The 26,122-nt window shown below is 64.2% G+C and carries 24 protein-coding genes; 14 read left to right on the top strand and 10 right to left on the bottom strand.

From position 1 onward, the window contains the following. Positions 1-24: 24 nt before the first annotated feature. A complete protein-coding gene (gene odc2, locus LB515_RS11800; RefSeq protein ID WP_140842090.1) occupies positions 25-1,158 on the bottom strand; it encodes an ornithine/lysine decarboxylase in 1,134 nt (377 codons plus the stop codon). A 542-nt stretch (positions 1,159-1,700) separates the two neighbouring features. Between odc2 and LB515_RS11795 the strand changes: the two genes are divergently transcribed. The 5 genes from LB515_RS11795 (at position 1,701) to LB515_RS11775 (ending at position 6,266) form a co-directional block, all read left to right on the top strand. Continuing rightward, positions 1,701-2,897, top strand: a complete 1,197-nt coding sequence (locus LB515_RS11795; protein WP_224707819.1) for an amidase — start codon at positions 1,701-1,703, stop codon at positions 2,895-2,897. Positions 2,898-2,899: 2 nt separating this feature from the next. Next, complete coding sequence (locus LB515_RS11790) at positions 2,900-3,799, top strand: LysR family transcriptional regulator (protein ID WP_224543365.1); 900 nt, start codon at positions 2,900-2,902, stop codon at positions 3,797-3,799. Positions 3,800-3,878: 79 nt separating this feature from the next. Beyond that, a complete protein-coding gene (locus LB515_RS11785; protein ID WP_140842096.1) occupies positions 3,879-4,547 on the top strand; it encodes a DUF1007 family protein in 669 nt (222 codons plus the stop codon). 154 nt (positions 4,548-4,701) lie between these two features. Then, positions 4,702-5,769 carry a nickel/cobalt transporter gene (locus tag LB515_RS11780; RefSeq protein WP_263490262.1) on the top strand — a complete coding sequence of 356 codons (1,068 nt, stop codon included), beginning with the start codon at positions 4,702-4,704 and terminating at the stop codon, positions 5,767-5,769. A gap of 143 nt (positions 5,770-5,912) precedes the next feature. After that, complete coding sequence (locus tag LB515_RS11775; RefSeq protein ID WP_224707817.1) at positions 5,913-6,266, top strand: hypothetical protein; 354 nt, start codon at positions 5,913-5,915, stop codon at positions 6,264-6,266. 23 nt (positions 6,267-6,289) lie between these two features. Here the strand turns inward: LB515_RS11775 and denD are convergent, their stop codons facing one another. From denD to LB515_RS11755, 4 genes are read right to left on the bottom strand one after another with little or no spacing between them, the layout of a single operon-like run. After that, positions 6,290-7,258: a D-erythronate dehydrogenase gene (denD, locus tag LB515_RS11770; protein WP_224707816.1), complete on the bottom strand. Its 969-nt coding sequence runs from the start codon at positions 7,256-7,258 to the stop codon at positions 6,290-6,292. Positions 7,259-7,260: 2 nt separating this feature from the next. After that, positions 7,261-7,467, bottom strand: a complete 207-nt coding sequence (locus LB515_RS11765) for a hypothetical protein (protein WP_224543371.1) — start codon at positions 7,465-7,467, stop codon at positions 7,261-7,263. A gap of 51 nt (positions 7,468-7,518) precedes the next feature. Next, entirely contained in the window at positions 7,519-8,502 is a 984-nt protein-coding gene (locus LB515_RS11760) for a cation diffusion facilitator family transporter (protein ID WP_224707815.1), read from the bottom strand. A gap of 13 nt (positions 8,503-8,515) precedes the next feature. Beyond that, entirely contained in the window at positions 8,516-9,202 is a 687-nt protein-coding gene (locus LB515_RS11755; protein ID WP_224707814.1) for a GNAT family N-acetyltransferase, read from the bottom strand. 82 nt (positions 9,203-9,284) lie between these two features. Here LB515_RS11755 and LB515_RS11750 point away from each other — a divergent pair, with 82 nt between their 5' ends. Continuing rightward, positions 9,285-10,469 (top strand): pyridoxal phosphate-dependent aminotransferase, encoded by a 1,185-nt coding sequence (locus tag LB515_RS11750; protein WP_224707813.1) that lies wholly within the window; start codon positions 9,285-9,287, stop codon positions 10,467-10,469. A gap of 12 nt (positions 10,470-10,481) precedes the next feature. On the opposite strand, the gene LB515_RS11745 is transcribed toward LB515_RS11750, so the two are convergent. The 3 genes from LB515_RS11745 to LB515_RS11735 all read right to left on the bottom strand — a co-directional run bounded on the left by LB515_RS11745 (position 10,482) and on the right by LB515_RS11735 (position 13,253). Further along, a complete protein-coding gene (locus tag LB515_RS11745; protein ID WP_224707812.1) occupies positions 10,482-11,243 on the bottom strand; it encodes an SDR family oxidoreductase in 762 nt (253 codons plus the stop codon). Between the two features lie 238 nt (positions 11,244-11,481). Beyond that, a complete protein-coding gene (locus tag LB515_RS11740; RefSeq protein ID WP_224524237.1) occupies positions 11,482-12,213 on the bottom strand; it encodes a tellurite resistance TerB family protein in 732 nt (243 codons plus the stop codon). Positions 12,214-12,335: 122 nt separating this feature from the next. After that, positions 12,336-13,253 (bottom strand): rhodanese-related sulfurtransferase, encoded by a 918-nt coding sequence (locus tag LB515_RS11735; RefSeq protein ID WP_224707811.1) that lies wholly within the window; start codon positions 13,251-13,253, stop codon positions 12,336-12,338. Positions 13,254-13,423: 170 nt separating this feature from the next. Here LB515_RS11735 and LB515_RS11730 point away from each other — a divergent pair, with 170 nt between their 5' ends. Beyond that, a complete protein-coding gene (locus LB515_RS11730) occupies positions 13,424-14,062 on the top strand; it encodes a 2-dehydro-3-deoxy-phosphogluconate aldolase (RefSeq protein WP_224707810.1) in 639 nt (212 codons plus the stop codon). A gap of 71 nt (positions 14,063-14,133) precedes the next feature. On the opposite strand, the gene LB515_RS11725 is transcribed toward LB515_RS11730, so the two are convergent. Beyond that, a complete protein-coding gene (locus LB515_RS11725) occupies positions 14,134-15,990 on the bottom strand; it encodes a DUF882 domain-containing protein (protein ID WP_224707809.1) in 1,857 nt (618 codons plus the stop codon). A gap of 379 nt (positions 15,991-16,369) precedes the next feature. Then, positions 16,370-17,917, bottom strand: coding sequence for a sigma-54-dependent transcriptional regulator (locus LB515_RS11720; protein WP_224707808.1), 1,548 nt, complete (start codon positions 17,915-17,917; stop codon positions 16,370-16,372). 156 nt (positions 17,918-18,073) lie between these two features. On the opposite strand from LB515_RS11720, the gene LB515_RS11715 reads away from it, so the two are divergent. From LB515_RS11715 to LB515_RS11685, 7 genes are all read left to right on the top strand, one after another. Continuing rightward, positions 18,074-19,912: a M3 family oligoendopeptidase gene (locus tag LB515_RS11715; protein ID WP_224707807.1), complete on the top strand. Its 1,839-nt coding sequence runs from the start codon at positions 18,074-18,076 to the stop codon at positions 19,910-19,912. A 355-nt stretch (positions 19,913-20,267) separates the two neighbouring features. Continuing rightward, positions 20,268-20,948 (top strand): proton-conducting membrane transporter, encoded by a 681-nt coding sequence (locus LB515_RS11710; protein WP_224707806.1) that lies wholly within the window; start codon positions 20,268-20,270, stop codon positions 20,946-20,948. 152 nt (positions 20,949-21,100) lie between these two features. Beyond that, on the top strand, positions 21,101-22,246 hold the full coding sequence (locus tag LB515_RS11705) for an aminodeoxychorismate synthase component I (RefSeq protein ID WP_224707805.1): 1,146 nt from the start codon (positions 21,101-21,103) through the stop codon (positions 22,244-22,246). Next, positions 22,195-22,857, top strand: coding sequence for an aminotransferase class IV family protein (locus LB515_RS11700; protein WP_224707804.1), 663 nt, complete (start codon positions 22,195-22,197; stop codon positions 22,855-22,857). The genes LB515_RS11705 and LB515_RS11700 overlap by 52 nt, the downstream gene beginning before the upstream one ends. Before the next feature lie 39 nt (positions 22,858-22,896). After that, positions 22,897-23,832, top strand: a complete 936-nt coding sequence (locus LB515_RS11695; RefSeq protein WP_224707803.1) for a heme-dependent oxidative N-demethylase family protein — start codon at positions 22,897-22,899, stop codon at positions 23,830-23,832. Between the two features lie 131 nt (positions 23,833-23,963). After that, the gene (locus LB515_RS11690) at positions 23,964-25,409 is read left to right on the top strand and encodes a homospermidine synthase (protein ID WP_224707802.1); all 1,446 of its coding nucleotides are present in this window, start codon (positions 23,964-23,966) and stop codon (positions 25,407-25,409) included. 188 nt (positions 25,410-25,597) lie between these two features. Further along, positions 25,598-25,972, top strand: coding sequence for a hypothetical protein (locus LB515_RS11685; protein WP_224707801.1), 375 nt, complete (start codon positions 25,598-25,600; stop codon positions 25,970-25,972). Positions 25,973-26,122 lie beyond the last annotated feature (150 nt).

The raw sequence follows: 26,122 nt of genomic DNA, 5'->3' as shown, positions 1-26,122 counted from the left end.
TCTGAGCGGTTTCTTGCGAACTGCTCAGATCACGTAGGATCGGAGAGGTTCGAAGCCGTTGAAGGCGACCGCCGAGTAGGTGGTCGTGTAGGCCCCGGTGCCTTCGATCAGCACCTCGTCGCCGATGGTCAGTGACAAGGGCAGCGGATAAGGCGTCTTCTCATACATCACGTCGGCCGAATCGCAGGTCGGGCCGGCGAGCACGCAGGGCGCGGTCTCCGAGCCGTCATGGCGGGTGACCAGCGGATAGCGAATCGCCTCGTCCATGGTCTCGGCGAGACCGCCGAACTTGCCGATGTCGAGGAACACCCAGCGCACATTGTCGTTGTCGGCCTTCTTCGAGATCAGCACGACTTCCGACTTGATGACGCCGGCATTGCCGACCATGCCGCGTCCCGGCTCGATGATCGTCTCGGGCAGCGCGTTGCCGAAATGCTTGCGCAGGGCCGAGAAGATCGCCTGGCCGTAGGCCTGGGCCGCCGGCACGTCCTTCAGGTAACGGGTCGGGAAGCCGCCGCCCATGTTGACCATCTTCAAGACGATGCCTTCCTCGGCGAGCGTCGCGAACACCTTCCTGGCGTCGCCCAGCGCGCGATCCCAGGCCGACAGGTCGGTCTGCTGCGAGCCGACATGGAACGACACGCCATAGGCATCGAGGCCGAGGCCCTTGGCATGACGCAGCACGTCGACGGCCATCGCCGGCACGCAGCCGAACTTGCGCGACAGCGGCCATTCCGCGCCTTCTCCGTCGGTCAGCACGCGGCAGAACACGCGCGAGCCGGGAGCGGCACGCGCGATCTTCTCGACCTCTTCGACGCAGTCCACCGCGTAGAGGCGAATGCCGAGTTGGTAGGCGCGTGCGATGTCACGCTCCTTCTTGATGGTGTTGCCGAAGGAAATGCGGTCCGCCGGCGCGCCGGCATCCATCGCCATCTCGACCTCGGCAACCGATGCGGTGTCGAAGGACGAGCCCATCGCAGCAAGCAGGCGCAGGATTTCCGGCGCCGGGTTTGCTTTCACCGCATAGTAGATCTTGGAATCGGGCAACGCCTTCTCGAAGGCGCGGAAATTGTCGCGCACGACATCGAGGTCGACGACGAGGCAAGGGCCGTTCGGACGTCGGGTGGCGAGGAAATCAAGGATGCGCTGAGTGGCCATCGAGGTCTCTCCATTGGCGCCTTTCGGCGCGCACAAAGGCTGCGGAACGCGGGCGCTCAGCCTCGCGAACTCGCGGTGGACAAAGGCGGGACGGAAAATCCATGGAACCAGCCGGTGGAGACCCCGGAACCATGAATCGCCGTCTCGCGGCGGTGAACCTTGGCCTTGCCCGGCCTCGGTTCGCTTTGTCTGCCTTGGCTTGGATGGGAGCCCCCGTTCGCACTGCCGGCAATGAAGGTGTGCCTCTTTAGTAACCCCGGTCTTTGGACAACCGGAAGAGAACCAGAAAGGCCCGCACCGTCGTTGCTTCAAGGTGTCCTCGGTCTTGTGGTTGGCCACTGACCGACTGGAGGGGTTGGCTCCAGTTACCTTACCGATTGCTCTCACCATTCGAGGATCGGCGGACACCCACAGGCACGTGCGACTTTGGGCAAGCGCGATATAAGAGCGAAGGGTTTCACAATCAATAAAAATCGTAAGCCCAGGTTGTAAAATTTCTGGCATCGAACAATGTTGGTCGCACCGTATCCGGAAATCGAACGATGCCAGGAACTCAAGGACCGCTGAACGCCTTCCTCGATCTGCGCCAAATGCCTGTGGCGAATGCGGAATTGGGCCCGCTCGCAGGCCTTCGCCTGGCCGTCAAGGACATCTATGACGTCGCCGGCTACCGCACCGGCTGCGGCAATCCGCAAAAATTCGAGGAGGCGCACGCTGCCTCGCGCACGGCGCAAGCGGTGCAGACGATCCTCGACGCCGGCGCGCGATTCGTCGGCAAGACCCAGACCGACGAGCTGGCCTTCTCGCTGTTCGGCCAGAACGCGCATTTCCCCTACCCGATCAATCCCGCCGCGCCCGAGCGCGTCACCGGCGGCTCCTCCTCCGGCTCGGCGGCCGCTGTTGCCGGCGGGCTGGCGAACATTGCCACCGGCTCCGACACCGGCGGCTCGATCCGCGCGCCGGCGAGCTTCTGCGGCCTGATCGGACTGCGCACCAGCCATGGCCGTATCCCGCTCGACGGCGCGATGAAGCTGGCATCGAGCTTCGACACTTTCGGCTGGTTCGCCGACGACATCGAAACCTATGAGGCGGTCGGCAAGCTGCTGCTTGGCCGCGACCCGCACCAGCATCCGCTCAACCGGCCGCTGTCGATCCGCTGGCTTGATGCCTTCGTCATCGGTCCGGCCGAAGCCGCCGAATATGCGCGCATGAAGGCGCTGGCGGCCGGCGTCATCGGGCAGCCGGTAGAGACCGAATACGCCTTCGCCTCTTTCCCGGACGAGCTTTACTGGTGCTTCCGCCGCTTGCAGGCCTTCGAGGCCTGGCGCGAGCATGGCCCCTGGATCGCGGCCGGCGGCCGGCTCAGCCCGGGCGTCGAGGAGCGTTTCGGCTTCGGCCGCACCATCGACGCTAAAACTGTCGCCAGCGAAGCCGCGCGCCGCCTGGCGTTCCGGGCCGAATTCGAGGCGCTGCTCGGCAACAACGGCTTTCTGGTCCTGCCCACCGTTCCCGGCGCAGCACCGCTTGCCGCCAGCACGCCGGAACAGTTCCAGGCTTATCGCGAAAGGGCGCTGCATCTCTTGTGCCTTTCCGGTCTCTCGGGCTTTCCGCAGATCACCTTGCCGATCGGCTCCGTCGACGGCGCGCCCTTCGGCCTTTCGCTGCTTGGCCCTTTCGGCAGCGACGTTGCCCTGATACGGCTCGGCCGCAGGATTCTCGACGCGGCACGAAAGGTCTGACCATGGATACATTGACGCGCATGCGCGCCTTCATCGACGTGGTCGAGGCGGAAGGCTTTTCGGCCGCGGCGCGCAAGATCGGCCGCTCCAAGGCGCTTTTGTCGAAATATGTGCGCGAGCTGGAGGACGAGCTCGGCGCGCTGCTGCTCAACCGCACCACGCGCCAGTTCTCGCTGACCGAAGCCGGCCACACCTATTATCAGCGCGCCTCCGAGATCGTGCGCGAGGTCGACAGCCTCGCCGAGGCTGTGCGCGAGTCTTCCGGCGACGTTCGCGGCAGGATCAAGCTGTCGGCCGCCCGCACCTTCGCCGATGCGCCGATCGGCCAGTCACTGGTCGACTTCGCCAGGCAGCACCCCGACATCGTGCTCGACATCCATCTCGACGACCGCTTCGTCGATCTTGTCGAGGAAGGCTTCGACCTTGCCGTGCGCATCTCGCGGCTGGAGAACTCCTCGCTGATCGCCAGGCGGCTGGCGCCGTTCTCGGTCAGGCTTTGCGCGTCGCCGGAGCTGATCGCCAGGCACGGCAAGCCGACACGTCCGCAGGATCTCGCCAACATGCCCTGCATCGTCGACACCAACGGCCGCTCGCTGGCCAACTGGCGCTTCAAGGGCGATGCCGAGGACTCCATCAGCGTCGCCGTTTCGGGCCCGATCGAGGTCAACAGCCCGATCGTGGCAAGAGCCGCCGCGCTCTCCGGCCTGGGCTACGCCATGCTGCCGGATTTCGTCGCCGCCCCCGACGTCGCGTCCGGCAAGCTGGTCACCGCGCTCGACGATCGTCTCCTGGCGGGCACCGGCATCTTCGCCGTCTACCCGCATCGCCGCTATCTGCCGGCCAAGGTAAGGGTCCTCGTCGATTTCCTGGTGCAGTGGTTCAAGACGCGCGACACAGCGTGATAACCCGCGTCCCAATTTCGCCCCCTTTATGTTAACTCTCGGGCCCTCACTCCCGAAGTCGATGGAATCGCGGCCCGGAATGCATCTGAAACGGCAAGCAACCATGCTGGCTTCGGCCCTCGCGGCCACGTTCGCCTCGGTCGAGCAGGCCGAGGTGCACCCGCATGTCTTCGCCGAGGCTCGCCTCGACGTGATCCTCAGCCAGGATCACCAAAGTGTGACGGCGCTGCGCCACCTTTGGCGCTTCGACGACCTTTTTTCGAGTACGGTGATGATGGAGTTCGACAAGAACTCCGATCTGAAACTTGACGACAAAGAGCTCAAGGAAGTGGCCGACACCGTCCATTCCTCGCTTGCCGAGTTCAATTACTTCCAGCTCGTCACCCAGGACGGCAAGGACGTGCCGATGGTGCCGCCGCCGCATCTGATGGCGAACTTCGACAACGACCAGCTGATCATCCTGTTCGAGTCGCAGCCGAAGACGCCGATCAAGCTCGCCGGCAAGGTCGACATCGGCGTCTACGATCCGACCTTCTATACGGCGATCGACTTCACCGACGACGCGAACCTTGCCGTCGAAGGCCTGCCATCGACCTGCACCAAAAAGGTCATCCGGCCCGATCCTGACGAGGCGATCAAGGAAAACCAGAAGACCCTGACGGAGGCGTTCTTCAACGATCCGACAGGCACCAACATGAGCAAGATTTTCGCCACCAAGCTCGAGTTGAACTGCCCGCCGGAAGGATGATTTGGTGATGAAACCGTCGCTGCGCGCAAGCAGGTTCCGCAAAAGTGTCTCACGGTTTTGCGATCGGAACCTGCGACAAACAAGGGAATCCAAACGGATATTCGTGGGGCATCCCACGAATATCCGACTGGCCCTCGGGCTCTTGGCCGCCGCCTTGATTGTGACCCATCTGCCTGTCGCGGCGCATGCGCAAAGCTCGCTCGGCATCGGCACCAATGACGGCATGGCGCCCACCACCACCGGTCCGTTCGCCCATATCCTGATGTGGATCAATCTGCGTCAGCAGGAGTTCTACCATTCGCTGGCGGCCGCCATGAAGGCGATGCGCCAGGACGGCAGCAAGCTTTGGCTGCTGATCGGCTTGTCCTTCGCCTATGGCATCTTCCACGCCGCCGGCCCCGGCCACGGCAAGGCGGTGATCTCCTCCTATATGGTCGCCAACGAAGTGGCGTTGAGACGCGGCATCATGCTCTCCTTCGTCTCGGCGATGCTGCAGGGGCTGACGGCGGTGGTCGTCATGATGCTTGCCTATTTCGTGCTGCGCGGCACCGCGATCTCGATGACCGACGCGGCCTGGTTCCTCGAAATCTCGAGCTACGTGCTGGTGACGCTGTTCGGCGCCTGGCTGTTGTGGCGCAAGCTCGGTCCGTCGATCCTGCGCCTGTTCGGCAGGACGCCTGCCTACAGCCTGTCGGCCGCTCATGCCGGCCATTCGCATGGCGGGCATGCGGGCCACTCGCATGCTCATACGCATGCACTGCACGTGCATGACGATCATGATCATTCGCACGGTCACCATCACACCCACCGCGACCACCACGACCACGGCCCAGGCGAAGTCTGCGACGCCTGCGGTCATTCGCATGCGCCGGACCCGGCGATGCTTTCGGGCGACCGCTTCGACTGGCGCACGGCCTGGTCGGCGGTGGCCGCCGTCGGCATCCGCCCCTGCTCCGGCGCGCTGATCGTGCTGAGCTTCGCGCTGCTCAACGGCCTGTGGGTCGGCGGACTGCTGTCGGTGCTGGCGATGTCGATCGGCACCGCGATCACCGTCTCGGCGTTGGCGACGATCGCAGTGCTGGCGAAGAACTGGGCGGTCTATTTCGCCGGCGACGGACGCCTCGGCAACCGCATCCATTCGATTGTTGAGATCGGCGGCGCCGCCTTCATCTTCCTGGTCGGATTGCTGCTGTTGTCGGCGAGCGTAGCGACGGGTGGATAAAGCAGTCCATCATTACGTGGCGATACTGAGCACCCGAAGTCAGCATAAGATTTCTCGGTTGCCATCCGACCCCTTGGCCTGAAGAGCTATTTTAACGATTGTCCTCTTTGATGGATACCTGCCGACACGGTGGGAATCCCAAAATGAATCAAGACATCAGGACACTACTGTTCCGTCTTTCAATCAGCGCCCTTGCCAGTGTCGTGGGCGTTGTATTTCGCCCGTTTTGGCTGTCCTACTGGGGCATGCCCACCTTCATTTTTCTGGCTTGGCTGACCATATCGGTCGCATTGGGATGGGTCGGAAGAAGCCAGCCAAATTCATTTCGTTTCGGATTCATCGCGGGAAGCGGCTTTGCTTCATCCCTTATCGCGACAGTTCTGACTAAGAGCGTAGTTGCCGGAGCAGGGTTACTTATCGCTTTGGCTTACATTGGCATAAAAACAAAATTCTTTGCCCGATGGGGCGGCGAGTCGGGTTCTCATCCGAAACAATAGCATTCGCTGCGAAAACGCATCGCTCAATTGCCACCAAGCTCATCCTCGATATGCGCGCGGATGATTTCGTCGAAGTTCTTCTCGGCGGCAAATCCCAATTCCCTCGCCCGCCTGGCCTCGAACCGCGTCGGCCAGCCTTTGACGATCGCCCAGACGGTCTCGTCCGGCTGCTCGCGGATCCGTTTCGCGACCTCGGCGCCGGCGATGCGTTCCAGCGCCTCGATCTGCTCGCCGACCGTGACGGCGACGCCCGGCATTGTGAGATTGCGGCGCGGACCAACCTTGTCGCCGTCGATCTCGGCCGCATGGATGAGGAAATTCACCGCCGAACGCGGGCTGGCATGAGTATGCAGCACCGATCGCGGCACCGGCAGGATCGCCTCCTGGCCGGCGAGCGGCTCGCGGATGATGCCTGAGAAGAAGCTCGACGCCGCCTTGTTCGGCTTGCCGGGGCGGACGCAGATCGTCGGCAGCCGGATGCCGATGCCGTCGAAGAAACCGCGCCGCGTATAATCGGCGAGCAGCGCTTCGCTCATCTGCTTCTGCGTGCCGTAGCAGGTGAGCGGCGTCGGATGGAATTCGTCCGGGATGACGTCCGGAAACGGCGCGCCGAACACGGCGATCGACGAGGTGAAGACGAGGCGCGGCGTGAACGCCGCCAGCCGCACGGCGTCGAACAGGGCGCGCGTGCCGTCGAGATTGACGCGGTAGCCGAGGTCGAAATTAGCCTCCGCCTCGCCCGAGACGATGCCCGCCAGATGGAAGATCACATCCGGGCGCGGAGCCACGAGAGCGGACATGGCGCCGGGCGCGGAAAGATCGCCGGTGTGGATCGAGACATCGACGCCGGCGAGCGCCGGCGCCTGCGGCGCCACGATGTCATGCAGGTCGAGCGCCGTGATCTTTCGCCCGCGCAAGGCGCCGTCCTTGGCGAGCCGCGCGATAAGCTTGCGGCCGACCATGCCGGCCGCGCCCGTGATCAGTATTCTCATCTTCAGAGACCTTTCTTGCGCTGGCTGCGTCCGCGCAGCCACAGGACGACGAACAGACCGACCATGAAGATCACGGCGATGACGGCCGCGAGCACCGTCGACACCTTGCCGGCGGCCAGCATGATGGCCGGCAGGAAATAGGCGGCGAGGCCAAACACGAGCAGTATCACGGCCGCGGCCGTCGCCGCGTTGCGGGTGTCACGATCCATCAGCTGGCGATCTTCAGTTCGAGGCTGTTCGGGTTCATCATCACGCCGCGATCAGTGATAGTGCCGGCGATCGCGCGGCGCATCATGCGCATGGTCGTGATCATGATGGTGGTCGTGCTCGTCATGGCTGTCCGCGCATTGGCCGAATTCGGGTTCGACAGTGGCATGCTCGATGCCATGCTTGGCTGCAAGCCGTTTCTTGATGGCGCTCACCGCCACATACGCATCGACGCCGTCATTCAGGCAAGCATGCAGCGTCGCCATGTTGGAGGTCCCGTCGAGCGACCAGACATGCATATGGTGCACCTCGCGCACGCCCTTGATCGCGCTTTCGATGTCCTTGGCGATCAGGTCGCGATCGAGGCTGGCCGGAACGCCTTCGAGCAGGACGTGGGCCGCCTGGCGCATCAGCGACCATGCCGTCGACAGGATGAGCAGCGACACCAGCACCGACAGGATCGGATCGATGGGCGTCCAGCCGGTTGCCAGGATGATGAGGGCTGCCGCGATTGCCGCGGCCGAGCCAAGCAGGTCGCCCAGCACATGCAGGATGGCGCCGCGCATGTTGAGGCTTTCCCGATCGCCCCCATGCAGCACGAAAAAGGAGGCGATGTTGACCAGAAGGCCTGCCACCGCCACCACCAGCATCGGCCCGCCGAGCACCGGCGCCGGGTTCATCAGCCGCCCCCAGGCCTCGTAGACGATCCAGAGCGCGATGATGAAGATGGCGATGCCGTTGGTGTAGGCGACCAGCGTCTTCACCCGGGCGAAGCCATAGGTGAGGCGGCCGGTGGCCGGACGGCCTGTCAGGTGGAAGGCATACCAGGCAAGACCGAGCGCGATGGCGTCGGCCAGCATGTGCCCGGCATCGGCGACCAGCGCCAGCGATCCGGTCAGCCAGCCGCCTAGCGCCTCGGCGACCATGAAGCCCGCGGTCAGGCAGGTCGCGATCAGCACCCGTTTCTTGTCGGTCGAGCCATGCACATGGCCGGGACCGGCCGGGCCGTGATCGTGCGAAGCGTAATCATGCGCCATCGCTGAACTCCTGTCACGCGCCGAAATCAGCGCGGAAATCCTCGAGCCGCCGCCTCTGGCCGCCTTCGCCATCGAAATTCGCCGGATCGAGCCAGCCCTCATAGGCTTTGCGCAAGGCCGGCCATTCCTTGTCGATGATCGAATACCACGCCGTGTCGCGGTTTTCACCCTTGACCACAAGGTGTTGCCGGAAGATGCCTTCGAACCTGAAGCCGAAGCGCTCGGCGGCGCGCTTCGAGGGCTCGTTGCGGTTGTTGCACTTCCACTCGTAACGGCGGTAGCCGAGATCGTCGAGGAGATATTTCGCAAACAGGAACTGCGCCTCGGTCGCGGCCGGCTTGCGCGAGATCAGCGGACCCCAATAGATGTTGCCGATCTCGCCGACGCCGTTGGCGGCGTCGATGCGCATCAGCGTCTGACGCCCGGCGATCTTGCCGCTCGCCTTGTCGATGACGGTGAAGAACAGCGGGTCCTCGCTCGCTTCGGCCTTATCCAGCCAAGGCTGGAAGGCCGCGCGGGTCTCCGGCGGATAGTCCGGCAGCCAGGCGAAACGTCCGCCGGCGTCGGGCACCGACGACGCTTCGTAAAGACCATCGCCATGCCTTGCTGCGCTCAGCGGCTCGAGCCTGACCGTGCGTCCCTCGATCGGCTTTCGTTCCGGCCGCGGGCGCGGCTGCCAATTCTTCAGATCTTCCGACACGACCGCTCCAATCCGTTTGACTTTTGCCTGCGGACGGTCACAAAAACGCTCGCTCACAGAAAGAACCACAGGGACGGGAAAAATGCTCCACACGATCGCGGCCTTCGACCGGCTCGGCGAAGAAAATGCCTTCGCGGTGCTGGCCAGGGCCACCGCGCTTGCCCATCAGGGTCGTGATATCGTCAACCTCGGCATCGGCCAGCCCGACTTCAAGACGCCCCAGCACATCGTCGAGGCGGCGATCAAGGCGCTGCGCGACGGCCACCATGGCTACACGCCGGCAAACGGCCTCTTGGCCACCCGCGAGGCCGTCGTGCGCCGCACGCTGACCACCACCGGCGTCGAGGTGTCGCCCGAGAACGTGATGATCCTGCCCGGCGGCAAGCCGACCATGTTCGCCGCGATCCTGATGTTCGGCGAGGCCGGCACCGAGATCCTCTACCCCGATCCCGGCTTTCCGATCTACCGCTCGATGATCGAGTTCACCGGCGCCACCCCGGTGCCGGTGCCGATCCGCGAGGAAAACGGCTTTGCCTTCTCGGCCGACGAGACGCTGGCGCTGATCACGCCGAAGACGAGGCTGCTGATCCTCAACTCGCCCGCCAATCCGACCGGCGGCGTCACCCCGCGGGCCGAGATCGAGAAGCTGGTCAAGGGCCTGGAGAAACATCCTGAGGTCGCCATCATGTCGGACGAGATCTACGACGTCATGACCTATGACGGCGTGACCCACTGCTCGCTACTCAATTTCCCCGAGATCCGCGACCGGCTGATCGTGCTCAACGGCTGGTCGAAGACCTGGGCGATGACCGGCTGGCGCATGGGCTGGTCGATCTGGCCGAACGGCGACAAGGGCGCGCATCTCTACGACAAGGTTCGCAAGCTGGCGGTGAACTGCTGGTCCTGCGTCAACGCGCCGAGCCAGTATGCCGGCATCGCCGCGATCGACGGCCCGCAGGACGACGTCGAAAAGATGATGCGCGCCTTCGACAATCGCAGGAAGATCGTGGTCGAAGGGCTGAACGCGCTCCCGGGCATTTCCTGCATCACGCCGAAGGGCGCCTTCTATGCCTTCCCCAATGTCTCGAAGACCGGCTGGAAGGCCAAGAAGCTTGCCTCGGCGCTGTTGGAAGACGCCGGCGTGGCGCTCATCGGCGGCCCCGATTTCGGCGTGCTCGGCGAAGGCTATATCCGGCTTTCCTATGCCAATTCGGAGGAGAACATCCTGCGCGCGCTGGAGCGGATCGAGGCGTTCCTGAACAAGTAATCGATCAGGCGCTCATCCGCGCCCGACGAATGGCATCTTCGTCGCCATCACCGTCATGAACAACACATTGGCATCGAGCGGCAGGCTGGCCATATGCAGCACCGCGTCGGCGACGCGCTGCACATCCATCACCGCCTCGGCGGCGATCGAGCCGTTGGCCTGCGGCACACCCACCGTCATCGGCTGCGCCATCTCCGTCAGCGCATTGCCGATGTCGATCTGGCCGCAGGCGATGTCGAAGGACCGGCCGTCAAGCGCCAGCGTCTTGGTGAGCCCGGTGATCGCATGCTTGGTCGCCGTGTAGGGCGTGGAGCCCGGGCGTGGCGCATAGGCCGACACCGAGCCGTTGTTGATGATCCGGCCGCCCATCGGCTTTTGCCTTCGCATCGCGCCGAAGGCCGCGCGGGCGCACAGGAACGATCCGGTGAGATTGACGCCCACGACATCGTTCCACACCTCGACCGGGATCTCGTCGATCAGCGTCGACTTGTAGCCCATGCCGGCATTGTTGAAGAGCAGGTCGACGCGGCCGAAGCCTTCGAGCACGGTCTCGAACATGTCGTCCACTTCCTCCGCCTTGCTGATATCGCAGGCGATGGCCAATGCCTTGGCCTGCGTCTTCCCCGCCTCTGCGATCGCCTCATCCAGCAGCGTCTTGCGGCGGCCGCAGAACACCGTGTTCCAGCCCGCCTTGAGCAGCGCCATCGCGACGCTCTTGCCGATGCCGGTGCCGGCGCCGGTAACGATGGCGGTCTTCTCTGCTATGGCTGTCATCGCCGTCCTCCGGTCATGGATGGAAAGACGTGGCATCGCAAATGCATGGGGTCATGGCAAGCCGCTGTTGGCAATAAAGAAAAGGCCAACAAAAAGGGCGGCCATTGGCGACCGCCCCGATCTGAACCGCGCTTGGGAGGAGGAAAGCCGGTCCGACTGATTAGAATGATGCGCTTGCTGGGTTAACGGAAGATTAACGACCGGCAAGGCCTCCCCGAAGGACGTTTACCACGCCGAATCACCACGGTGAATTGGGCGCCGTTCCCGCCGGCACCTTGGCTGCCGAAACCGTCGCCTCGACATGATCGACCAGGGCGTCCGGCAGGCCGAGGCGGCCGGCGAGCAGGTCGAGATAACCGCGCTCGGTGCGCGTGTCGGGATCGATGGTGAGCCGCGAGGCGGTGTAGAGTTCGAGCTTCTGCGCATCGGTCTTGGCGCCGGCGATCAGCGCGTCGAGATCGAGCGGGCTTTCGAGCTCCGCAAGCAGGAATTTTTCCGCTTCGGCGCCGATGCCCGCGAGCTTGAGCTTGTCGGCGATCTTCTTGCGCTCGTCATCGTCGACATGGCCGTCTGCCTTCGCCGCCGAGATCATTGCCCTGACCAGCGTCAGCGTGAACTCGGCCTCGCCCTGCGGCGCCTGCGAGGGGTGGAAGGCCGTGTCGGCCGGCGGCGGCAGCAGCTCTGGCTCGCTGCCGGCCGGTGCCTGCGCCGGCTCCTTGCCGGCCTTGTAGTTCTGATAAGCCTTGTAGGCGAGGCCTCCGATCGCAGCCAGACCGCCGAGCTTGACGGCCGCGCCCGTCACCTGCCGGCCAGTGCCGGTGCCGAGCAGCACGGCTGCCAGCGCGCCGGCGGCGAGCGGATTGTCCTTTGCCATCTGCACCGCCTGCCCCGCCTTGTCGCGGACAGTCGAGCCGGTCCCGGGGATTTGCGAGCCGAGAAGGTCGTCGAGCAGCTTCTTGGGATCGAGCATCAATGCCTCCAGAATGGGCCCGGCCGAACGCGCCCGGGCAGGGTTTCGGACCGGCAAGAGGTAGGCCCCGTGCATCGACATTACAATGACGGGGCAGCTTTTCGCTCGCAGAACTGGCCGCTCTAATTGCCGATATGGCGCTTGCCGCCGCGCGCCTGCGCCAGCTCGACCTGGCGGTGGCGTTCGGCATAGCGCTCGCGATCCTCGTCGGACCGCGCTTCAAAGCAATGCGGGCATGAGACGCCGATTGCGTATCTCGGCGACAGCCGGTCCTCGACCGTCAGCGGATGCCGGCAAGCCCGGCAGAGCTCCGCCTCCCCCTCAACCAGACCATGCGAGACGGAGACCCGCTCGTCGAACACGAAACATTCGCCTTGCCAGAGGCTCTCTTCGGCCGGCACGTCCTCCAGATATTTCAGGATGCCGCCCTTGAGATGGAAGACGTCTTTGAGGCCGAGCGACTTCGCATAGGCCGTCGCCTTCTCGCAGCGTATGCCGCCGGTGCAGAACATCGCCACCTTGCGGCCTTCGAGCTCTCCACGATGCTGCTCGACCCAGGCGGGGAACTCGCGGAAGCTGGTGGTCTTGGGATCGACCGCGCCCCGGAAAGTGCCGAGCGAGACTTCGTAGGCGTTGCGCGTGTCGATGACGAGCGTGTCGGCATCCGATATCAGCGCGTTCCAGTCGGCCGGCGCGACATAGGTGCCGGCGCTCGCCGCCGGATCGATGTCCTCGACCCCCATGGTGACGATCTCGCGCTTCAGCCGCACCTTCATGCGGTGGAACGGCATTTCGGCAGCGGCGCTGTATTTGACTTCCAAGCCGGCAAGGCCTTCGATGGCTTGCATATGGTCGATCAGCGCGGCGATCGCATCCTCGCTGCCGGCAACGGTGCCGTTAATGCCTTCACGCGCCAGAAGCAGCGTGCCCTTGATGCCGCGCCCGCAACAGAAGGCGGCAAGCGGCGCGCGAAGGGCCTCGTATCCGTCGAGCCGCGCGAATTTGTAGAGCGCGGCGACGCGGACTGGCTGAATTTCCATGGCTGTTGTCATGGTCATGCCACTAGACCGTGGTGAAAGCGGTTTCAAGGCGGAGGAGGCTCAAAGGCCGTCGGCGATCCGCTGCGCGGCATCGCGACACGCCGCCCTTCGTGGACTTGGTACATCCCTTCTGCTAATCGGTTTAAAACGATCGAAATGGAGACCAGCAAATGACCAGCAAGACCGAAAAGCTCCTGTCGCTTCTCAACGGTCAACCGGTCATCCCGGTGCTGAAAATCGCCAATGTCGCGGACGCGGTGCCGCTCGCCCGTGCCTTGTCGCGCGGCGGCCTGCCGGCGATCGAGATCACGCTGCGCACCGCCGACGCGCTGGAAGCGATCCGCCGCGTCGCCGCCGAGGTCGAGGAGGCGATCGTCGGCGCCGGCACCATTCTCGATGTCAAGCAGTTCGACGAAGCAGCCCGCGCCGGTTCGAAATTCATCGTCAGCCCCGGCATCACCAGCCAGCTTCTCGACGCGGCCAAGGACAGCCCCGTGCCGCTGCTGCCCGGCGCCATCACGCCCGGCGAGATCATGGCCGCGCGCGAAGCCGGCCTGCGTTTCCTGAAATTCTTCCCAGCCGAGCAGTCCGGCGGCATCGCTTCGCTGAAGGCTTTCGCCTCGCCGCTCGCCGACGTGAGATTCTGCCCGACCGGCGGCATCACGGCCAAGAATGCCGCCGACTATCTGAGCCTCCCCAACGTCATCTGCGTCGGCGGTTCCTGGGTCGCGCCCGACGATCTCATCAAGGCCGGCAAGTGGGACGAGATCGAGGCGCTGGCGCGTGAGGCGAGCAAGCTCAAGAAGTAATCGGTCCGCCCCATAAAGCAAAAGCCGCGCTGGCGGGCCAACGCGGCTTTTCAGCGGCCACGCTGGCTCGCCTATTTCGTTTGGAAGCGCGCGACCGAGAGGAACTTCACCGCGTTGCCCGTGAACCGGCTTGCGTCCGGCACCCCGCCATCCGCCTGGAAGCCGGCCGTATACACTTCGCTCGGCGGCGTATGCACGATGTTGTAGGCATAGCGCGGCGCTGTCGTCGGGTCGGATACCGTGGCAATGTTGACGCCGCTGCCCAACGCCCAGCGCGCGGCTTGCGGCGGCGTCGCCACCACCATGGCCTTGGGCCCGGGCTTCAGATCGTGGGCTGACGCCCTGGCTTCCTTGGCCGTCGTCTTCACGCCGGCGCCAATCGCCTGCGCCGGATCGCTCCCGGCCGGGAGCGCGGCAATGGCCTGGCGCGGCGAGGCCGCATCGACGCCCGACGGATCGTTGAATGCGGAGCGCGGCTCCGGCTCGGTCAGCGACGCAAGCTGATATTCGGCGCCGCCGACGCCATCGGCCTCGACGGTGGCATTGGCCTGTTCGAGGACGGCTTTGACCTCGTCCTGCTTGCCGGGCTGCGGCCGTGCGGTCGGCAGCACGGAGAACGCGTCGGTCGCGCTCTTGTCCTGCGAAGCCGTTTCGGCCAGCGCCAGAAGCACGCTCTTGTCCTTCGGCGCCAGATCGGCCGGCGTCGCCGAGCGGTCGGGACGCCAGGTCGGCAGCGGGATGTTGTTGACCGCTACCTGGGCCGGATCGGTGCCCGCGGCCTCGGCGGCGCTGGCCGTGGCGAACGGAACTTTGTCCGGCACCGGCGCCTGCGCAGTCGAAACCGCCTGCTCCGTCGTCGCCGAGGCATCCGCCATGGCAAACGGCACGTTCTGCGGCGTCTGCTGGCCGACATCAACCTTCGGACGCGGCGCGAAATCGGGCAGCGGGATTTCCTTGGGCGGCAGGGCGGCGATGATCGTCTCCGGCGTATCCTGCTGTTGCTCGTCGGCGCCGTCATCCGCGATCTGCGGGATGCTGGCGCGCTTGGCATCCTTCGGCGAAACAATCGCGATGCCCGGAAGATTGCTGTCGCGTGCCGTGGCGGCGCTCGCGACCTGAACCTGCTTCACGGCCTTCCGCTGGGGCGCCGGGGCACTTTCGTCGGCGGCGTCGTCGGCCTCGTCGGCACCGCCGCCGAACAGGGCCGCGAGCAGGCCGCCGGAGCGCTTGGTCGAGCCGCCGGCGCTGGCCAGTTCGATGTTCGGGGTGCCGGCCCCCTTGCGGGCCTGATACGCTGCCACTGCTTGCTCATAGCCGGGCAGCGGGCGTCCGTCGCTCGGCACATGCAGCGTCTTGCCGTTGGGGAACAGGCTGACCAGTTCCTGGCGGCTGATGCCCGGCCAATGGCGCACGTTGCCGACATCCATATGCACGAAGGGCGAACCGGAAGTCGGGTAATAGCCGACGCCGCCGCCCTGCATCTTGAGGCCGATGTTGCGCAGTTTCTTCAACGGCACGCCTGGGATATAGAAATCCATCGCCTTGCCCAGCATGTGCTGGCTCTTCTCGGCGACGCCGCGGCTGCGCGAGCGCAACAGCGCGTTGGTCGACGGCGAGCGATAGCCGCAGACGACCTGGATATAGTCGGTCGCGCCGCTTTCGCGATAGGCTTCCCAGACGAGGTCGAGCAGCCGCGGGTCCATCTTGGTCGGCTCGTTGCGGCGCCAGTCGCGCAGGATGATGTTGATCTTGCGCAGGCCTTCGGGATCGTAGCGACCATTGCGCTTGTAGACGATCTCGGCCTTCTCGTGGGTGTGCAGGTGATAGAGCTTGAGCGTACGAACCTCGGCCCGGGCGCCCGACGTCGCCGCGGACAGAAAACCGACGGCCAAAATCACGAACGTCAGCCACCTCGGCCAGACGCTCATGTGAAAATGCCGCCCGTTGTTGTGTCGTTCGACTTTGTTCAAATCAAATGGCCTTGCAGGCTGCCGTTTGTCCCCGGATTTGACCAAACGGATGCGTCGTTTTCACATCCGAATATCGATCCTAATGGTTAATCATCGTTTATTGAAGCCGAAATGCGGTAACACCATGGCGATATCCCGTCAAAAATGATGCACAGCATTTCGTGGTAAACTGCTGGTTTACATCAAGAATCCGGCCTCGCCCAGAACACGATCTGTTACCGTTAGCGTTAATGCGTGATCCTCGGCAATGCCAACCGCTAAAAACCAAGCGTTTTCAGGTCAAAAGCGACAATTTGACTCGGATTTTAGGCAGGCAAGCTGGTTCGAGGCTTGCCCCTCATGAGGCAAGCCGGTCGACGCGACCAGCTTCGGGGTCAATGCCATATTCCTTCAACTTGCGGTAGAGCGTCGAGCGGCCGATGCCCAAACGGCGGGCGACTTCGCTCATCTGGCCGTTGTAATGGTCGATCGCAAGCTTGATCATCTCGAGCTCGACGTCGGCCAGCGCCCGCACATTGCCGCGCTCATCGAGCGCACGGAGCGTTCCGAAACGCGGCTGCGGCCTGGCTGGCGCCTGGCCATCAGGCAAGCCGGCTCCCATAGCATCGGCGACAGTCTCATCCCCTTGCCGAGTCGCGTCCGCAACCGTATCGGCGATGGCGGATGCCGGTTCCGCTCCGAGATTGACCGTTCCTTCCACCTGCGCACGGATCTGCGGGAATTCCTCCTCGGTCAGCACGTCGCCCTCGGCAAGCACCGACGCCCTGAACACCGCATTCTCCAGCTGGCGTATGTTGCCCGGCCAGTCATAGGCCTGCAGCATTGCAAGCGCCGTGGCCGATATGCCGGCAAGGCGGCGGCGCGGATCTGTCGGAGCGACCTTTTCCATGAAATGCCGGACCAGGTAGGGAATGTCGTCGCGGCGGTCGCGCAGCGGCGGCACGAAGATCGGGTAGACGTTCAGCCGGTAGAATAGGTCCTCGCGGAACTTGCCGTCCTTGACCTGCTGTAGAAGGTTGCGGTGCGTGGCCGAGATCAGCCTTATATCGACCTTGACGGTCGAGCGGCCGCCGACAGGATCGACCTCGCCTTCCTGCACGGCGCGCAAAAGCTTGACCTGGACGTCGAGCGGCAGGTCGCCGATCTCATCGAGGAACAGCGTGCCGGAATTCGCCTCGACGAACTTGCCGATGTGCTTGTCCGTTGCGCCGGTGAAGGAGCCCTTCTCATGGCCGAACAGGATCGATTCGACCAGATTGTCGGGGATAGCGCCGCAATTGACGGTGACGAAGGGCTTCGAGCGACGATCGCCGCTGCCCTGGATGGCCCGCGCCACCAGCTCCTTGCCGACGCCGGATTCGCCCTCGATCAGGATCGGGATGTTGGAGGCCGCCGCCTTCTGCCCGAGGCGTATCACGCGGTCCATTGCCGGGCTGCGCGTGATCATGTCCTTGAAGGTGAGGTGGCCGCCGCTGCGCCGCCGCGAAGCGCGCTTCATCTCGTCCTCGACGGCTTCCACCTTGAGCGCGTTGGAGATCGCGGTCTGCAGCCTGTCGGGCGACGCCGGCTTGACGACGAAGTCGAAGGCGCCGTGCCGCATCGCCGAGACGACGGTTTCGATGCCGCCCTGGGCGGTCTGCACGATGACGGGAATGTTGATGGCGCGCTCGCGCATCGCCTTCAGCACGCCGATGCCGTCGAGACCGGGCATGACCAGATCGAGAATGACGACGGAGACCTCGCGCGCGTTCGGCCCGTCGAGCACGTCGAGGCCGGCGGCGCCGCTATCCGTGACGATCGCGGTGTGGCCGAACTTGGTCAACGCGGCCTCGACCAGCCTGCGCTGCACCGGATCGTCATCGACTATGAGTATGGAACCTGTCATGACTGTTTGAGTTGTCCGCCCGAGAAAATCCCATGGATCATCTTGGCACAGGGTTCTAAATAAGGTTTCAAAAAACCCGGTGAACGAATTGCTTAGGATTTGACCGGCTTCTCCTTTCCCTTTGATTCTGGCCTTGGTTCAAAGAAGGTATTGTCGATGCGCATGATGTTTGGCCGGCGGCTTGCGGCCCCAGCGTCCGGCCAGGGCGCGGCGGAGCTTGGCGACTTGCCGGAGTGGAATCTCGCCGATCTCTATTCGGGCATGGAAGCGCCCGAGTTGAAGCGCGACATCGCCAAGGCGGCCAGCGACGCCATTGCCTTCGAAGCCCACTGGAAGGGCACTTTGGCCACCGAGGCCGGGCGCGGCGGCGCCGGCCGGCTTGGCGAGGCGCTGAAAACCTATGAGGCGCTCGAGGAACTGATCGGCCGCATCGTCTCCTATGCCGGGCTCGTCTATGCCGGCAACACCGCCGATCCGCAGCGCGCCAAGCTCTATGGCGACGTCCAGGAAAAAATGACGGACGCCAGCGCCCATCTCTTGTTCTTCGCGCTCGAGCTGAACCTGATCGACGATGCGGCGATCGAGAACGCCTTGGCCGCCGACAAGGACTTCGGCCACTACCGGCCTTGGGTGCTCGACCTCAGGAAGGACAAGCCCTACCAGCTTGAGGATCGCGTCGAGCAGTTGTTCCACGAAAAGTCGGTCACTGGGCGGGGCGCCTGGAACCGCCTGTTCGACGAGACGATGACCGACCTGCGCTTCGACGTCGACGGCGAGGAGCTGACGCTCGAGCCGGCGCTGAACCGACTGCAGGATGCCAATGGCGAGGTGCGGCGCCGTGCTTCCGAGGCGCTCGCGGCGACCTTCCGCAAGAACCTGCGCACCTTCACCCTCATCACCAATACCTTAGCCAAGGATAAGGAAATCTCCGATCGCTGGCGCGGATTCCAGGACATCGCCGACTCGCGCCACCTCGCCAACCGCGTCGAGCGCGACGTCGTCGACGCGCTGGCCGCGGCCGTGCGCGAGGCCTATCCGCGGCTGTCGCATCGCTATTACGCGATGAAGGCGCGCTGGCTCGGCATGGAGGTGATGAACCATTGGGACCGCAACGCGCCGCTGCCGGAGACGCCGCAGGCGGTGATCCGCTGGGACGACGCCAGGGACACGGTGCTTTCCGCCTATCAGCGCTTCTCGCCCGACATGGCCGAGATCGCCCGCGGCTTTTTCGATCGCAAATGGATCGACGCGCCGGTGCGGCCGGGCAAGTCGCCCGGCGCCTTCGCCCATCCGACGGTGCCGTCGGCGCATCCTTATGTGCTGCTGAACTACATGGGCAAGCCGCGCGATGTGATGACGCTGGCGCATGAGCTCGGCCATGGCGTGCACCAGGTGCTGGCCGCCGGCCAGGGCGCGCTGATGGCCTCGACGCCGCTGACGCTGGCCGAGACCGCCTCCGTCTTCGGCGAGATGCTGACCTTCCGTTCGCTGCTCGAGCAGACCGCTGACCGCCGCGAGCGCAAAGCCATGCTCGCCCAAAAGGTCGAGGACATGATCAACACCGTCGTGCGCCAGATCGCCTTCTACGAGTTCGAGCGCAAGGTGCATGCCGAGCGCAAGAACGGCGAGCTGACTTCAGACAGGCTCGGCGAATTCTGGCTGGAGGTGCAGGCCGAGAGCCTGGGGCCCGCGATCAAGCTGCGCGAGGGCTACGAGGTCTTCTGGACCTACATCCCGCACTTCATCCACTCGCCTTTCTACGTCTATGCCTATGCCTTCGGCGATTGCCTGGTGAATTCGCTCTACGCCGTCTACCAGAATGCCGAGCGCGGATTTCAGGAGAAGTATTTCGAGATGCTGCGCGCCGGCGGTACGAAGCATCATTCGGAGCTTCTGGCGCCCTTCGGCCTCGACGCCACCGATCCCGCTTTCTGGCAGATCGGCCTTGGCGTGATCGGTTCGCTGATCGACGAATTGGAGGCGCTCGACAATTGACGACAGCAACGGCGCAGGCATCGACCGTAATAGTTTAGCCGCAACGCATATTAGCAAGAATCTATTCTTGCCCTAAATAGCTGTTCTTGAATAACTCTCCGGCGCATTTTTCAACTGGCTTTCGACAAGCCATATGATAGCGTCCGGCCTCAAGCTCAGCCGGACGCATCGCGCAGGCCAGAGATGGCTGGTCGCGCCGCCACGGCGAATGCGATGACGGCCGTCGGCTTCGGACAAGGCCAACGCCGATGGCTCGATTGAAGCCGGCGATTGCGCCGATCACGGAACCTTTGACGATCCCTGCCGTGAGCTCGCCTTTCCGGGCCTCGGCCGACAGATCGGACTGGAGAGGGAAATGAGCACTTTTTTCTACATGCTCCTGGGGTTCGTTGTGGGTATCCTGGTCGGCTGGTTCATCTGGGGCCGTCTGCGCGCCGAACTCGACAGCGTGCGTGGCGATCTCGACCGCACGCGAAGCGAGCGCGACAGGCTGCGCGCCGACAGCGATCGGTTGAAGGGCGAGCTCGACGCCAGCGGCCGTGCCCGCGCCGATCTCGAAAGCCGGCTGCGCGATACGCCTTCCGCCAAGGCCGGTGCCGACAAGGCCGCCACGCCGGCGCCGTCGGCGCTGATGTCGACGACATCGGCGGCGGCAAAGGCCGGGCCCGCAAAGCCCGCCGCTGCAAAGAAGCCGACCGCAACGAAGACTGCAGCGGCACCGAAGCCGGCGGCCAAAGCCGCCGCGCCGAAGAAGGCGGCAGCGCCCGCGGCAGCGCCCGGCAAGGCCGACAATCTGCGCCGCCTCATCGGCATCGGTCCGGTCAACGAAAGGCTGCTCAAAGGCCAGGGCGTCACCACCTACGCCCAGATCGCCGCCTGGACCGCCGCCGACGTCAAACGCATCGAGGAGGTGCTCAATTTCGACGGCCGCATCGCGCGCGAAAAATGGATCGAGCAGGCGAAATTGCTGGCCGCCGGCAACGAGGCCGAATTCGCCCGCCAGTTCCCGACGGCCGGAACCGCAAGCAACAGCTGAACAATCCGGTTGTTGAAGCAAGGCGGCGTCCTCACGGGCGCCGTCTTTGTTTTGGCCCAGCCGCCTTTACGCCGTTCGACGCCGTTCCCTCGATTGCGCCACGCCGAACCCCCATATAGAGCGGTCGGCTGAATTGTCCGCATCCGAGGCTCATGTCCCTGCCCGCAGCCATTTTCCGCAACGACGCGACCGCTCGTCAGCTGGTCTTCGATCGGCCGGATGAGATCATCGTCGCGCACGAGGCTGAAGAGTTCGGGCCTGCGCTTGAAAGGGCCCAGGCCGCCTCCGACTCCGGCAAATGGCTGGCGGGCTATTTCTCCTACGAAGCAGGTTACCTGCTCGAGCCGAAACTGGTGCCGCTGCTGCCCGATGGCCGCCGCGCGCCGTTGGTTTGCCTCGGCGTATTCGATGCGCCGGACGAGGAGGAGGTCCCGCAGTCACGGGCGTCAGCCAGCAATGGTCCAATCTTCGATGCCCGCGCAGCCTGGTCGGCCGAGGACTATGCCGGCCGCTTCGCGCGCCTTCACAACCACATCCGCAAGGGCGATTGCTATCAGGGCAACCTCACCTTTCCGGTCCGTGCGCAGTGGTCCGGAGATCCGCTTGCGGCCTTCGACGCGCTCACCGAACGCCAGCCGGTGAAATACGGCGCGCTGGTCTCGCTCGGCGATCCGATCGTCCTGTCGCGCTCGCCCGAACTGTTCTTCGAGATCGATGCCGACGGCATGATCGAGACGCATCCGATGAAGGGCACCGCGCCGCGCGGCGCGACCAAGGCCGAAGACGCCCGGCTGAAGGCCTTCCTGCGCAACGACGAGAAGAACCAGGCCGAGAACCGGATGATCGTCGACCTTTTGCGCAACGACATCTCGCTGATCAGCCAAGTCGGCACGCTCGACGTGCCGGAACTGTTCCGCATCGAGACCTATCCGACGGTGCACCAGATGGTCAGCCGCGTGCGGGCGCGGCTTTTGCCCGACATCGGCATCCGCCAGGTCTTCGCCGCGCTCTTCCCTTGCGGCTCGATCACCGGCGCGCCGAAAATCCGCGCCATGGAAATCCTGCACGAACTGGAAGACGCGCCGCGAGACGTCTATTGCGGCGCCATCGGCTGGATCGCGCCGGGCGGCAGGATGCGCTTTTCGGTGGCGATCCGCACCATTTCGCTCTTTGCCGACGGCGAGGCCGTCTACAATGTCGGCGGCGGCGTCGTCTTCGATTCCACCGCCGAAGAGGAGTATCGGGAGTGCCTGTTGAAAGCCCGCTTCGCGACAGGAACGGTGCCGGCTTCGAGCTGATCGAGACCATGCGCTGGGAGCCTGGCTCGGGCTTCCTGCGCTTCGAGCGCCACCTTGCGAGACTTTATGCGTCCGCCGCCGAACTCGGCTTCGTCTGCGATCCTGAACGGATCGGCGAAATGCTTTCGAACACCGTTAGCGGACACGGAGTTGCCTTGCGCGTGCGCCTTGCCTTGCGGCGCAATGGCGAAGCGACGGCCGCGGCTCAAGTCTATGAACCGCTGCCCGCCGACAAGGTCTGGCGGCTGCAGCTGGCGCGAATACGGCTCGATTCGGCCAACAAGCTGTTGCGCCACAAGACAAGCCTGCGCCAGGTCTACACGCAGGCGCGCGCCGAATATCTCGCCACCCGCGCCGACGAAGTGCTTTTGGCCAACGAGCGCGGCGAGCTCTGCGAGGGCACGATCACCAATCTCTTCGCCGACTTCGGCGACGGCCCGCTTGCCACGCCTCGGCTCGACTGCGGCCTTTTGCCTGGAATATTGCGCGGCGCGCTTCTGGACGAAGGCCGCGCCGTGGAAGCGATCTACAGCTTCGACGATCTGAAGGCGGCGAAGGCGATCTTCGTCGGCAACTCGCTGCGCGGGCTGATCCCGGCGCGGCTTGGCTGACCGCGCCGGAGACATAAACTGGATAGCACCCAAACAGGCATGATCATCCGCCAGCCGACCCACACGCCCTATGACGGGTCCTCGAAACTCTTCACCATCGGGCTGAAACCGCTCGACTTCGACCGCTGGATCGAGGTCGATGAATTGCTGCTGCCGCATCTGGCCGAAAAGCAACGGCTCTATGCGGAAATCCCGGAAAAGGTCTTTGTCGAGGAAGACGGCACAAGCGAGGCTCAGCGCGAAGTGCTGGACCTGCTCGTTGCGCATCTCGAAGCCGCGCATCCCGGCACCCATCGTCGCAACGGAGAGGATGTCGAGCCGATCGGTTTCGAGATGGCAAGCGACAGGCTGCCTCCTGCCCTGCGCGAGGCGCCGCTGGCCAAGGCTTCGCTGCTCGTCCAGGAAGATCTGATCCTGATGCGCCGCGGCGAGCACGGCTGGCGGCTCGCCGCCGGCTCGCTCTGCTTCCCTTCGTCCTGGTCGCTGCAGGAAAAATTCGGCAAGCCATTGCAGGAGATTCACAAACCGGTGCCTGGATTCGGACCCGGCACGCGGCCGGCCGAGCTCATCAACCGCATGTTCGACGGCCTGCAGGGCCAGGCGGTCGAGCGCTTCAACTGGTCGATCCAGGCCGGCGATGCGCTCTATCATCCGCTCTCCAATGTCGAACGCATCGACCGCGCCACGAACCGCCCGAGCCGCTTCGCCGACGGCGATGTCGACGCCCACGCCTTCATCCGCGTCGAACGCCAGACGCTGCGCAAGCTTCCCCGGTCGCGCGACATCCTCTTCACCATCCGCATCCATCTCGATCCGCTTAAGCTGCTCATTCGCCATCCTGACCGGGCAGCCCTGGCCGTCTCCTTCGCGGAGCAGCTCCTGGCTCTCGACCAGCAACAACTCGACTACAAGGGCCTGACCGCGGACCGCGACCGGCTGGTCGAATTCCTCAGCGGCATGGCCTGCACGCCTTAACCAAGGTTCCAGTCTGGCCTGGCCGGCGATTGGTGCTTTTCGCTGGTTTATGACAATGATCTGTGGTTGTAGCGCTTGGCCGTCGGGCAAAGGGCCCGGCTTTGCGCGTGTTTGAAGGAGTGTGCGAAAAAATGGCGAATGAAAACTGGCCCGTTTACGGTGAAATCACCGGTCCCGTCGTGATGATCGGCTTCGGCTCGATCGGGCGGGGAACGCTGCCGCTGATCGAGCGCCATTTCAAGTTCGACAAGTCGCGCATGACGGTCATCGACCCGCGCGACACCGACCGCAAGCTGCTCGACGAGCGCGGCATCGCCTTCATGCAGGACGCGGTGACCGAGAAGAATTACAAGAAGCTGCTGACGCCGCTTCTGACCAATGGCGGCGGCCAGGGCTTTTGCGTCAACCTGTCGGTCGACACCGGCTCGGTGGACCTGATGAAATTGTGCCGCAAGCTCGGCGTGCTCTACATCGACACCGTCGTCGAGCCGTGGCTCGGCTTCTATTTCGACACCGAGGCCGACAATGCCAGCCGCACCAACTATGCGCTGCGCGAGGCGATGATCAAAGAAAAGCAAGACAAGCCCGGCGGTCCGACGGCGGTCTCCACCTGCGGCGCCAATCCCGGCATGGTCTCGTGGTTCGTCAAGAAGGCGCTGGTCAACCTCGCCACCGATCTCGGTCTCGAGTTTTCCGAGCCCGCGCAGGAAGACCGCGAGGCCTGGGCCAGGCTGATGAAGAAGGCCGGCGTCAAGGGCATCCATATCGCCGAGCGCGACACCCAGCGCACGAAGAAGCCGAAGCCGATGAACGTGTTCTGGAACACCTGGTCGGTCGAAGGCTTCATCTCGGAGGGCCTGCAACCGGCCGAGCTCGGCTGGGGCACGCATGAAAACTGGATGCCGAAGAACGGCAAGAAGCACAAGCACGGCTCCAAGGCGGCGATCTATCTGGAACAGCCCGGCGCCAACACGCGCGTGCGCAGCTGGTGCCCGACGCCCGGCCCGCAATACGGCCTGCTGGTGACGCATAACGAGTCGATCTCGATCGCCGACTTCTTCACCGTGCGCTCGAAAAAGGGCAAGGTCCAGTATCGCCCGACCTGCCACTACGCCTACCATCCTTGCAACGACGCCATGCTGTCGCTGGACGAGATGTTCGGCGCCGCCGGCAAGTCGCAGCCCGTCCACCACGTGCTCGACGAGAACGAATTGGTCAACGGCGTCGACGAGCTCGGCGTGCTGCTCTACGGCCACGACAAGAACGCCTACTGGTACGGCTCGCAGCTGTCGCTGGCCGAGGCGCGTAAGCTCGCCCCCTACCAGAACGCCACCGGCCTGCAGGTGACCTCGGCTGTGCTCGCCGGCATGGTCTGGGCGCTGGAGAACCCGACCGCCGGCATCGTCGAGGCCGACGAGATGGACTACCGGCGCTGCCTCGAAGTGCAACTTCCCTATCTCGGGCCGGTCAGGGGCTACTACACCGACTGGACGCCGCTGGATAACCGGCCGGGTCTCTTCCCCGAGGACCTGGACAAGGACGACCCGTGGCAGTTCCGCAACATTCTGGTCCGATAGCAGCCGGACCTACCGGAGCAATTCGAGGAAAAGTGTGAAACGGTTTTCCGTCCGGATTTGTGTGAAAACAAGGGGATAGAGCGGTTCGCCGTTTCCGCGAAACGGTGGAGACGCTCTCCCTCTGCGCCTTGCAATCGCCCGGAAATCGGGCGATTGAGTATCGGCGGACTGAGGAGAGGATTTTCAAAATGACCATTGCGCGCAAACTGTTTTCGGCAGGCGCCGCGGCAAGCCTTCTGGCTGCGGCCGCCTGCACCACCACCGGCCCCGCGGACCAGCCTTCGATGGCGGCGCCGAAGGGCGTCGAGGGCAACTGGATCGACGCCAAGGGCACCGGCCTGTCGACCTTCGCGGCGGGCAGCTTCACCACCGTCGCTACCGACACCGGCCAGAAGCTGTCGGAAGGCAGCTACACCATGACCGGAGCGACCTCGGTCGAGATCCACGGCACCTCGCTGATCCGCCAGACGCCGGTCAGCTTCAACTGCCTGATGATCTCCATCAGCCAGCTCAATTGCACCAGCGCCAGCGGCCAGAATTTCGTGCTGACGCGTCGGGCTTGAGCGTTCGCAAATCGTCAGCCGACAGGGCCGGCGGCGCAAGCCGCCGTCCTTTTTTGTGCCGGCAAACATCTCCCTGATTTGTGCTTGCATCGACCGGAACCCGATGTGAACATGACCGGAGCTGACTGTTATTTTTCAGTCAAGCGAAGG

The organism is Mesorhizobium sp. CA15 (assembly GCF_020165215.1).
Lineage (GTDB): Bacteria > Pseudomonadota > Alphaproteobacteria > Rhizobiales > Rhizobiaceae > Mesorhizobium.
Note: the sequence above shows the minus strand (reverse complement) of the source record. Positions and strands in the feature narration are given on the sequence as shown.

Bases quoted from the DNA above. Each gene is read 5' to 3' on its own strand.
- odc2 (WP_140842090.1), bottom strand. From the start codon at position 1,158: ATGGCCACTCAGCGCATCCTTGATTTCCTCGCCACCCGACGTCCGAAC.
- LB515_RS11795 (WP_224707819.1), top strand. From the start codon at position 1,701: ATGCCAGGAACTCAAGGACCGCTGAACGCCTTCCTCGATCTGCGCCAA.
- LB515_RS11790 (WP_224543365.1), top strand. From the start codon at position 2,900: ATGGATACATTGACGCGCATGCGCGCCTTCATCGACGTGGTCGAGGCG.
- LB515_RS11785 (WP_140842096.1), top strand. From the start codon at position 3,879: ATGCATCTGAAACGGCAAGCAACCATGCTGGCTTCGGCCCTCGCGGCC.
- LB515_RS11775 (WP_224707817.1), top strand. From the start codon at position 5,913: ATGAATCAAGACATCAGGACACTACTGTTCCGTCTTTCAATCAGCGCC.
- denD (WP_224707816.1), bottom strand. From the start codon at position 7,258: ATGAGAATACTGATCACGGGCGCGGCCGGCATGGTCGGCCGCAAGCTT.
- LB515_RS11765 (WP_224543371.1), bottom strand. From the start codon at position 7,467: ATGGATCGTGACACCCGCAACGCGGCGACGGCCGCGGCCGTGATACTG.
- LB515_RS11760 (WP_224707815.1), bottom strand. From the start codon at position 8,502: ATGGCGCATGATTACGCTTCGCACGATCACGGCCCGGCCGGTCCCGGC.
- LB515_RS11750 (WP_224707813.1), top strand. From the start codon at position 9,285: ATGCTCCACACGATCGCGGCCTTCGACCGGCTCGGCGAAGAAAATGCC.
- LB515_RS11745 (WP_224707812.1), bottom strand. From the start codon at position 11,243: ATGACAGCCATAGCAGAGAAGACCGCCATCGTTACCGGCGCCGGCACC.
- LB515_RS11740 (WP_224524237.1), bottom strand. From the start codon at position 12,213: ATGCTCGATCCCAAGAAGCTGCTCGACGACCTTCTCGGCTCGCAAATC.
- LB515_RS11735 (WP_224707811.1), bottom strand. From the start codon at position 13,253: ATGGAAATTCAGCCAGTCCGCGTCGCCGCGCTCTACAAATTCGCGCGG.
- LB515_RS11730 (WP_224707810.1), top strand. From the start codon at position 13,424: ATGACCAGCAAGACCGAAAAGCTCCTGTCGCTTCTCAACGGTCAACCG.
- LB515_RS11725 (WP_224707809.1), bottom strand. From the start codon at position 15,990: ATGAGCGTCTGGCCGAGGTGGCTGACGTTCGTGATTTTGGCCGTCGGT.
- LB515_RS11720 (WP_224707808.1), bottom strand. From the start codon at position 17,917: ATGACAGGTTCCATACTCATAGTCGATGACGATCCGGTGCAGCGCAGG.
- LB515_RS11715 (WP_224707807.1), top strand. From the start codon at position 18,074: ATGCGCATGATGTTTGGCCGGCGGCTTGCGGCCCCAGCGTCCGGCCAG.
- LB515_RS11710 (WP_224707806.1), top strand. From the start codon at position 20,268: ATGAGCACTTTTTTCTACATGCTCCTGGGGTTCGTTGTGGGTATCCTG.
- LB515_RS11705 (WP_224707805.1), top strand. From the start codon at position 21,101: ATGTCCCTGCCCGCAGCCATTTTCCGCAACGACGCGACCGCTCGTCAG.
- LB515_RS11695 (WP_224707803.1), top strand. From the start codon at position 22,897: ATGATCATCCGCCAGCCGACCCACACGCCCTATGACGGGTCCTCGAAA.
- LB515_RS11690 (WP_224707802.1), top strand. From the start codon at position 23,964: ATGGCGAATGAAAACTGGCCCGTTTACGGTGAAATCACCGGTCCCGTC.
- LB515_RS11685 (WP_224707801.1), top strand. From the start codon at position 25,598: ATGACCATTGCGCGCAAACTGTTTTCGGCAGGCGCCGCGGCAAGCCTT.